Raw genomic sequence first — 6,881 nt, 5'->3', positions numbered from 1 at the left:
GACAGGGGCGGCCGCGGGCGCGGCAGCCGTCTGGGCGGGACGCCGCAGGCCACCGGCCGGCGCCAGCCCGACCTCGATCGCCGGCACGCCGCCGAAGTATTCCTCGCCCAGCTCCTCGATACGCCGCAGATAGCGGTCACGCAGCCACTGGCGATGGAAGTTGGATGGCGCCACCAGGCGCAGACCGGCCGCATCCTCGTCCTGCAACGCTTCGGCGCGCAGGGGGAGGATCCAGGTCTTGAACTGCTGGGCGGGCAGTTCCTGTTCCAGGCAGCTCAGGCAATGCGTCCAGAACGCAGCGCATTGGGACTTTGAGGAGGCTTCTGACACGATGTACGGTGGTCTTGTTCGACGGCGCGCGGCGCGCCGATGCGCGTTGCCGGCGAAATCCCGACACGGGCGCCGGCCGGTCTTCGGGCCGGCTGGAATCACGCGCGGCGCCGTGCGGCCAAACGCGTATTGTACCTGCGCGGAGAGCACTTATCCACAGCTCGAAACAGCCGCCCACCCAGTCCAAAACCCGCCCGCCCGCTGCCATCCATCAAAGGCGCTTGACAAACAGAGGGTTAACGTATGAAATTACGCGTTTGACTCAACTTTCCGGGCACGCAAAATGAAACGCACCTACCAACCGTCCGTCGTCCGTCGCAAGCGCACCCACGGCTTCCTGGTCCGCATGGCCACCCGTGGCGGTCGCAAGGTCATCGCCGCTCGCCGCGCCAAGGGCCGTCATCGTCTCGCCGTCTAAGGCCGCCGAGGCAAGCCTGGCCACCGCGGCCCCTTCCGACGCCGGCGATCGTGCGGCAGCGGAAGTTGCAAACCCGGCTGGATTCGGCTTCGACTCGTCATTGCGACTGCACAAAACGGATGAATTTTCATCCGTTTTTGCTTTTCGGCGGGTGCTTCGCGGCGCCCACTTCGCACTGCACTACAGCCCGAACGACCGCGACACGCCGCGCCTCGGGCTGGTCGTGGCCAAGAAGCTCGCCAAGCGCGCCGTGCAGCGCAATCTCGTGAAGCGCATCGGCCGCGACGTGTTCCGTCACGCCCGGGCAAACTTGCCGCCCTACGATCTGGTGTTACGATTGTCGGCCAAGCTTGACGACGTGACGAGACGGGCCATGCGCGAAGAGATGATCGACCTGCTCGGCCGCCTGCCGAAGCCGAAGGCCAGGCCGTGAAAGCTGTCCTGCTGGCACTGCTGCGCGGCTACCGTTACGCCATCAGCCCGATGCTCGGTCGCAACTGCCGGTTCGTGCCGTCCTGTTCCGAGTACGCCGTCGAAGCCGTCGAGCGCCACGGCGCCGTGCGGGGCGGCTGGCTCGCCGCCCGACGCGTGTGCCGCTGCCATCCGTTCAGCGGCGGCGGCTACGATCCGGTACCCTGAGCTCCTCAAACGCAGCCCGCTCCGCCTGCTCCCGCCCACCTCTTCCTGACACTGACTCCGATGGACAACCGTCGCCTGATCCTCCTTCTCGTCTTCTCGTTCTCCCTGGTCATGTTGTGGGAGGGCTGGCAGAAGCACACCAATCCCAAGGTGGAGGCGCCCGCTGCCACCGCCAGCCAGTCGGCCGGCGTGCCGACGCCGACCCCGTCGGCCACCAGCGCCGCTGCGGTGCCCGGCCAGCCCGCCGCCACCCAGGCTGCCGCGCCCGCCCCGAAGGCCACGATCCGCACCGACCTGCTGATCGCCGAAGTGTCGGCCCAGGGCGGCGACATCGTCCGCCTTGAGCTCACCCAGCACAAGGCCACCGAGGACAAGAGCCGCAACTACGTGCTCTTCGACAACGGCGAGAAGCACACCTACTCGGCCCAGACCGGCCTGATCGGCAACGGCCTGCCCAACCACAAGACCCTCTTCGCCCTCGGCGCCCAGAACGTCGAGTTGAAGGACGGCCAGGATGCGGTGACCCTGCGTCTCGACGCGCCCGCCACCGCCGACGGCGTCAAGGTCGCCAAGCTGATCACCTTCCACCGCGGCAGCTACCAGGCTGAGGTGAGCTACGAGATCGCCAACGGCAGCGGCGCCCCGATCGCCCCGCACGCCTACTTCCAGTTCACCCGCGACGGCCAGCCGGCCGAGCAGCCAGGCGGCTTCGGCGTGCAGACCTTCACTGGCCCGGCGTTCTACACTGAAGCCGACAAGTACCAGAAGGTCAGCTTCGACGACATCGCCGCCAAGAAGGCCAAGTTTGTCTCGAAGGCGGCCGACGGTTGGGCCGCGATGGTCCAGCACTACTTCGTCGCCGGCTGGGCACCCGCAACCGGCGAACGCGAATACTTCGCCAACCAGGTCAGCTCCAACCTGTACTCCGCCGGCGTGATCCTGCCGGTGCCGGCCGTCGCCCCGGGCCAGAGCGCCACCCTGTCGGTGCCGCTGTACGCCGGGCCGCAGGAGCAGAGCCGCCTCGAGAAGTTCGCCAAGGGCTTCGATCTGGTGGTGGACTACGGCTGGCTCACCATCATCGCCGCCCCGCTGTTCTGGGTGCTCGAATGGTTCCACAAGCTCACCGGTAACTGGGGCTGGGCGATCATCCTCGTGACCATCGCCCTGAAGGCGCTGTTCTTCCCGCTGTCCGCTGCCAGCTACAAGTCGATGGCCAAGATGAAGACCCTCGGCCCGCGCCTGCAGCGCATGAAGGAGCAGTACGGCGACGACAAGATGAAGATGCAGCAGGCGATGATGGACCTCTACAAGCGCGAGAAGGTCAATCCGCTCGGCGGCTGTCTGCCGATCCTGATCCAGATCCCGGTGTTCATCGCCCTCTACTGGGTGCTGCTGGGTGTCGTCGAGATGCGCGGCGCGCCGTGGCTGGGCTGGATCCACGACCTGTCGGTGAAGGACCCGTACTACATCCTGCCGCTGATCATGGGCGCCACCAGCTTCATCCAGACCCGCCTCAACCCGGCCCCGCCCGATCCCATCCAGGCCAAGGTCATGATGCTGATGCCGATCATGTTCACCTTCATGTTCCTGTGGTTCCCTGCCGGTCTGGTGCTCTACTGGGTGGTCAACAACACCCTGTCGATCCTCCAGCAATGGCAGATCAACCGGATGATCGACGCCGGTGGCAAAGCAGCCGCCAACTGAGATCATCGCCGCAATCGCCACCGCCCCCGGGCGCGGTGGCATCGGCGTGGTCCGCATCTCCGGACCTGAACTATCGGGCCTTGCCGCAGCCTTCGGCGGCAAGGCCTCCCAGGCCCGCATGGCCCAGTTCGCGCGCTTTCGCGACGGCTGCGGCAACCTGATCGACGAAGGCCTCCTCCTCTACTTCCCTGGGCCCCACTCCTTCACCGGCGAAGACGTCATCGAACTCCAGGGTCACGGCGGCCCGGTGGTCATGCAGATGCTGCTCGCCCGCTGCCTCGAACTCGGCGCCCGTCTCGCCGAACCGGGTGAATTCACCCGTCGTGCCTTTCTCAACGGCAAGCTCGACCTGGCCCAGGCCGAAAGCGTCGCCGACCTCATCGAAGCCTCCACCGCCGCCGCCGCCCGCTCGGCCGTGCGTTCGCTCACCGGCAGCTTCTCGAAGGAAGTCCACGCGCTCGTCGAGCGTCTGATCGACCTGCGGATGCTCGTCGAGGCCACCCTCGACTTTCCGGATGAAGACGTCGATTTCCTCGTCGAGGCGCGCGCCTTCGAACGCGTCGACGCCATCGCCACCGAACTTGCCGCCCTCCTCGACCGTGCCGCTCAGGGCAGCCTGCTGCGCAGCGGTCTGCACGTGGTGCTGGTCGGGCAGCCCAACGTCGGCAAATCCAGCCTGCTCAACCGCCTCGCCGGCGAAGAGCGCGCCATCGTCACCGACATCGCCGGCACCACCCGCGACGCCCTGCGCGAGACGATCCAGCTCGAAGGCATCCCGCTCCACATCACCGACACCGCCGGGCTGCGCGACACCCACGACGAGGTCGAGAAGATCGGCATCGCCCGCACCTGGCAGGAGATCGAACGCGCCGACGTGGTCGTCCGTCTGGTGGACGTGCGCGCCGGCCTCACCGACACCGACGCCGCCATCGACGCGCGCCTGCCGGCCGGCGTCGAGCGCATCACCGTCTTCAACAAGGTGGATCTCGCCAACCGTCCGCCCGAACGGAGCGAAGCCGATGGCGCGGTTAACCTCTACCTCTCCGCCAAAGCCGACCAAGGCGTCGATCTCTTGCGGGCCGAACTGCTGCGTGTCGCCGGCTGGCATCGCCACGGCGAAGACCTCATCCTTGCCCGCGAACGCCACCTCGTGGCCCTGCGCACCTCCCTCGCCTGCACCCGCCGGGCTCTCGACAACCGCCACGCCCTCGAGTTGATGGCCGAGGAACTCCGCCTCGCCCAGGAAGCGGTCAACGAGATCACCGGCGAATTCACCCCAGACGATCTGCTCGGGGTGATCTTCTCGCGCTTCTGCATCGGAAAATAACTTAGCTTCCGACACGTTCCGAAGCCGTCCGCCAAACCTCTCGAAGCCCGCATAACTGCGGGCTTTTTTGTTCCTGAGCATACTTGTATGTTCCGGGGGAAGCCGGTAAATTGTGTTCCCAAGGGTGTTCCCATGAAGTGCTGACGTGTTCCCATGGTTGCGCTCTGGTGTTCCCAATCCCTATTTTTCTGACGGAGAAATCAGGTATTCACGGACACACAAGGCGGGCTCGATATGACTGAAAGCCTTGCTGTTACTGGATTTCAACCATGTGTTCCCTAGGTTTTTGGTGTTCCCAACACAGGCGCCAATTTCATGGGAACACACAGGCGGGGGAACGAATCATGGCGCTGACAGATACCAAGCTGCGAAACCTCAAGCCGGGAGAAAAGCCCTACATCGAAACCGATGAAGGCGGCCTGCACCTGGAAGTCATGCCAGGCGGAGCGAAGGTCTGGCGACTGCGCTACCGGATCGGCGGGCGCGGCAGCAAGCAGGAGAAGGTCTCCCTGGGCGAATACCCGACTTACTCCCTGGCCGAGGCCCGCACCTGGCGCGACGACTGCAAGGTACTCGTCGGGCGTGGCCAATCTCCAATGGCCTTGAAGCGTGGTGACCCGATCCCCGAGGACACCAAGCCAGAGGTGAAGGAAATCGCTCAAGCCTTCCTGCAAAACTGGTGCTGGCGAGCCGTGGAGAAAGCCAAGGCCAAGGAAGCCGAAGCCCTGGCCGGTGATACCGTCGAATCCTTCGCCCGCCACTGGTACGCCGAGATTGCCGAACCGGCGAACAGCAACCCGCGCAACATCAAGCGCATTCTCGAGAAGGACGTGATCCCGGCAATCGGCAGCAAGCAGGTCAGTGAGGTGACCGTTTCCGACGTGCTGGCCATCACGGACAAGATCAAGGCCCGCGGCGCCGACCAGATGGCCCTGCAGACGCGCAATGTCCTGAAGCGCCTTTTCGCCTACGCCATCGCCCGGGAGAAGACCAACTTCAACCCGGCTGCGGCAGTCGAGGCAAAGTTCATCGCCAGCGCCAAGAGCCGCGACGTGGCGCTGACTCCGGAGGAAGTGGGCCGGCTACTGCGGGCGATCTACCAATCCTCCATGAAGCGGGCGCACAAGCTGGCGCTTCATCTGCTGATCCTGTGCATGGTTCGCAAGTCCGAGCTGATCGAAGCGAAGTGGGAGGAAATCGACTTCGAGAAAGCGGAATGGTCGATCCCCGGCGAACGGATGAAGAAGGACAAGCCGCACTTCGTGCCCCTATCCCGTCAAGCCCTGGCGATGTTCGAGGAATTGAAGGGGTTGGCGAGCGGTTCCGATTGGATCTTCCCCAGCCGCAGCGACCTGAAACAGCCCATCGCCAAGAGCACCCTGAATGTAGCCGTGCGCACCCTGGAACACGACGTACAGGACTTCGTGATCCATGACTTCCGGCGCACCGCCTCAACCCACCTACACGAGGCCGGCTTCAATTCCGACTGGATCGAGAAGGCGCTGGCGCACGAAACCAAGGGCATCCGCGGCATCTACAACCGGGCGCAGTACGCCGAGCAACGGCGCGAGATGCTGCAATGGTGGGCGGACTTCGTGAATACCCAGATCGAGGAAGGCCGTAAGGTCGTGATCGGGCGATTCGGGAAGGCCTACGCCGCCTGACAGAGCACCACCGCCGCGCCTACTCCGACGAGAGGAAATCGGGTTCCCTTGCCCGGTCGGCGGGGCCTCTCCAAAAAGGGCGAGTACTATGGAGCGCTGAATGAAAAACGAATTCGATATGCGCGAAGCGAAATTCATTGACCGCGTGACTACTCACAGGAGCAAAGGAAAAGGTGATCCTTCTGGGCCTTTCTTGAGTTTGTTCGATCTTCTGTCAATTGACGCATCGGTTGCCGTACTCGCAACCGCGATAGAAAAGGGGCCCATTTACCGCTTTGATCGCTTTGGCCGCTACGGCGCCTCCAGCGATCCGGACAAAGAGACGGCCCTTGATCTTCTGGCGGAAGCACGTATCGAACGCCGGAATTTGGCGACCGCAGAAGAGTGGGCGGATAACTGGCTGAACAACTACGAGAAGTTTCAAGTGTGTCCTGGGCTTCACGATTTTGGATGGTTTCCGGCGGATCTACCAAACCTGGACGATGTAATCGGTGGTCTGGATTTGCGCGAAGCACCTCAGCGCAGGGGGGCCGCAACAAGAACGCGCGATACTTTGCTGATCATCATCGCAGCCCTTGCTGAGAAGGGCGGTTTTGATCTTCTGGAGCGGGGCGCGGCTAGCCGCATTGCAGAGTCGACCGAGTGCATCGGTGCGCCGGTTGGCGACGACACGATCCGTGCGGTCTTGAAAGAGATCCCAGAAGCTGTTACCCGCAGAAACAAGTAGCGGAAAACCGAATTCATCGAGACAACACCGAATTCGGGCTTCGTGACATCGAGTCTCCGCAACATTGTAGCC

Annotated in this window: 8 protein-coding genes; 7 read left to right on the top strand and 1 reads right to left on the bottom strand. The window is 64.0% G+C overall.

The genetic code is table 11. From position 1 onward, the window contains the following. On the bottom strand, positions 1–330 hold a 330-nt coding region (locus tag ACE3P2_RS11945; RefSeq protein ID WP_374264700.1), incomplete at its 3' end, for a DnaA N-terminal domain-containing protein. Between the two features lie 283 nt (positions 331–613). Here ACE3P2_RS11945 and rpmH point away from each other — a divergent pair. From rpmH to ACE3P2_RS11910, 7 genes are all read left to right on the top strand, one after another. Beyond that, entirely contained in the window at positions 614–748 is a 135-nt protein-coding gene (rpmH, locus tag ACE3P2_RS11940; protein WP_079434516.1) for a 50S ribosomal protein L34, read from the top strand. Further along, positions 687–1,181: a ribonuclease P protein component gene (gene rnpA, locus ACE3P2_RS11935; RefSeq protein WP_374264698.1), complete on the top strand. Its 495-nt coding sequence runs from the start codon at positions 687–689 to the stop codon at positions 1,179–1,181. The genes rpmH and rnpA overlap by 62 nt, the downstream gene beginning before the upstream one ends. After that, positions 1,178–1,387, top strand: a complete 210-nt coding sequence (yidD, locus tag ACE3P2_RS11930) for a membrane protein insertion efficiency factor YidD (protein WP_374264696.1) — start codon at positions 1,178–1,180, stop codon at positions 1,385–1,387. The genes rnpA and yidD overlap by 4 nt, the downstream gene beginning before the upstream one ends. Before the next feature lie 60 nt (positions 1,388–1,447). Next, positions 1,448–3,091 (top strand): membrane protein insertase YidC, encoded by a 1,644-nt coding sequence (yidC, locus tag ACE3P2_RS11925; protein ID WP_374264694.1) that lies wholly within the window; start codon positions 1,448–1,450, stop codon positions 3,089–3,091. After that, entirely contained in the window at positions 3,069–4,418 is a 1,350-nt protein-coding gene (gene mnmE, locus ACE3P2_RS11920; protein ID WP_374264692.1) for a tRNA uridine-5-carboxymethylaminomethyl(34) synthesis GTPase MnmE, read from the top strand. The genes yidC and mnmE overlap by 23 nt, the downstream gene beginning before the upstream one ends. A gap of 344 nt (positions 4,419–4,762) precedes the next feature. Further along, positions 4,763–6,082 (top strand): tyrosine-type recombinase/integrase, encoded by a 1,320-nt coding sequence (locus ACE3P2_RS11915; RefSeq protein ID WP_374264690.1) that lies wholly within the window; start codon positions 4,763–4,765, stop codon positions 6,080–6,082. A 100-nt stretch (positions 6,083–6,182) separates the two neighbouring features. Next, on the top strand, positions 6,183–6,809 hold the full coding sequence (locus ACE3P2_RS11910; protein WP_374264688.1) for a hypothetical protein: 627 nt from the start codon (positions 6,183–6,185) through the stop codon (positions 6,807–6,809). Positions 6,810–6,881: the final 72 nt, after the last annotated feature.

It is taken from the genome of Zoogloea sp., assembly GCF_041911615.1.
Taxonomy (GTDB): Bacteria; Pseudomonadota; Gammaproteobacteria; order Burkholderiales; family Rhodocyclaceae; genus Zoogloea.
The sequence above is the reverse complement of the archived record's forward strand: the minus strand, read 5'-3'. Positions and strand labels throughout refer to the sequence as shown.

Excerpts from the sequence above, each read along its gene's own strand:
- rpmH (WP_079434516.1), top strand. The coding sequence starts at position 614 with ATGAAACGCACCTACCAACCGTCCGTCGTCCGTCGCAAGCGCACCCAC.
- yidC (WP_374264694.1), top strand. The coding sequence starts at position 1,448 with ATGGACAACCGTCGCCTGATCCTCCTTCTCGTCTTCTCGTTCTCCCTG.
- ACE3P2_RS11915 (WP_374264690.1), top strand. The coding sequence starts at position 4,763 with ATGGCGCTGACAGATACCAAGCTGCGAAACCTCAAGCCGGGAGAAAAG.
- ACE3P2_RS11910 (WP_374264688.1), top strand. The coding sequence starts at position 6,183 with ATGAAAAACGAATTCGATATGCGCGAAGCGAAATTCATTGACCGCGTG.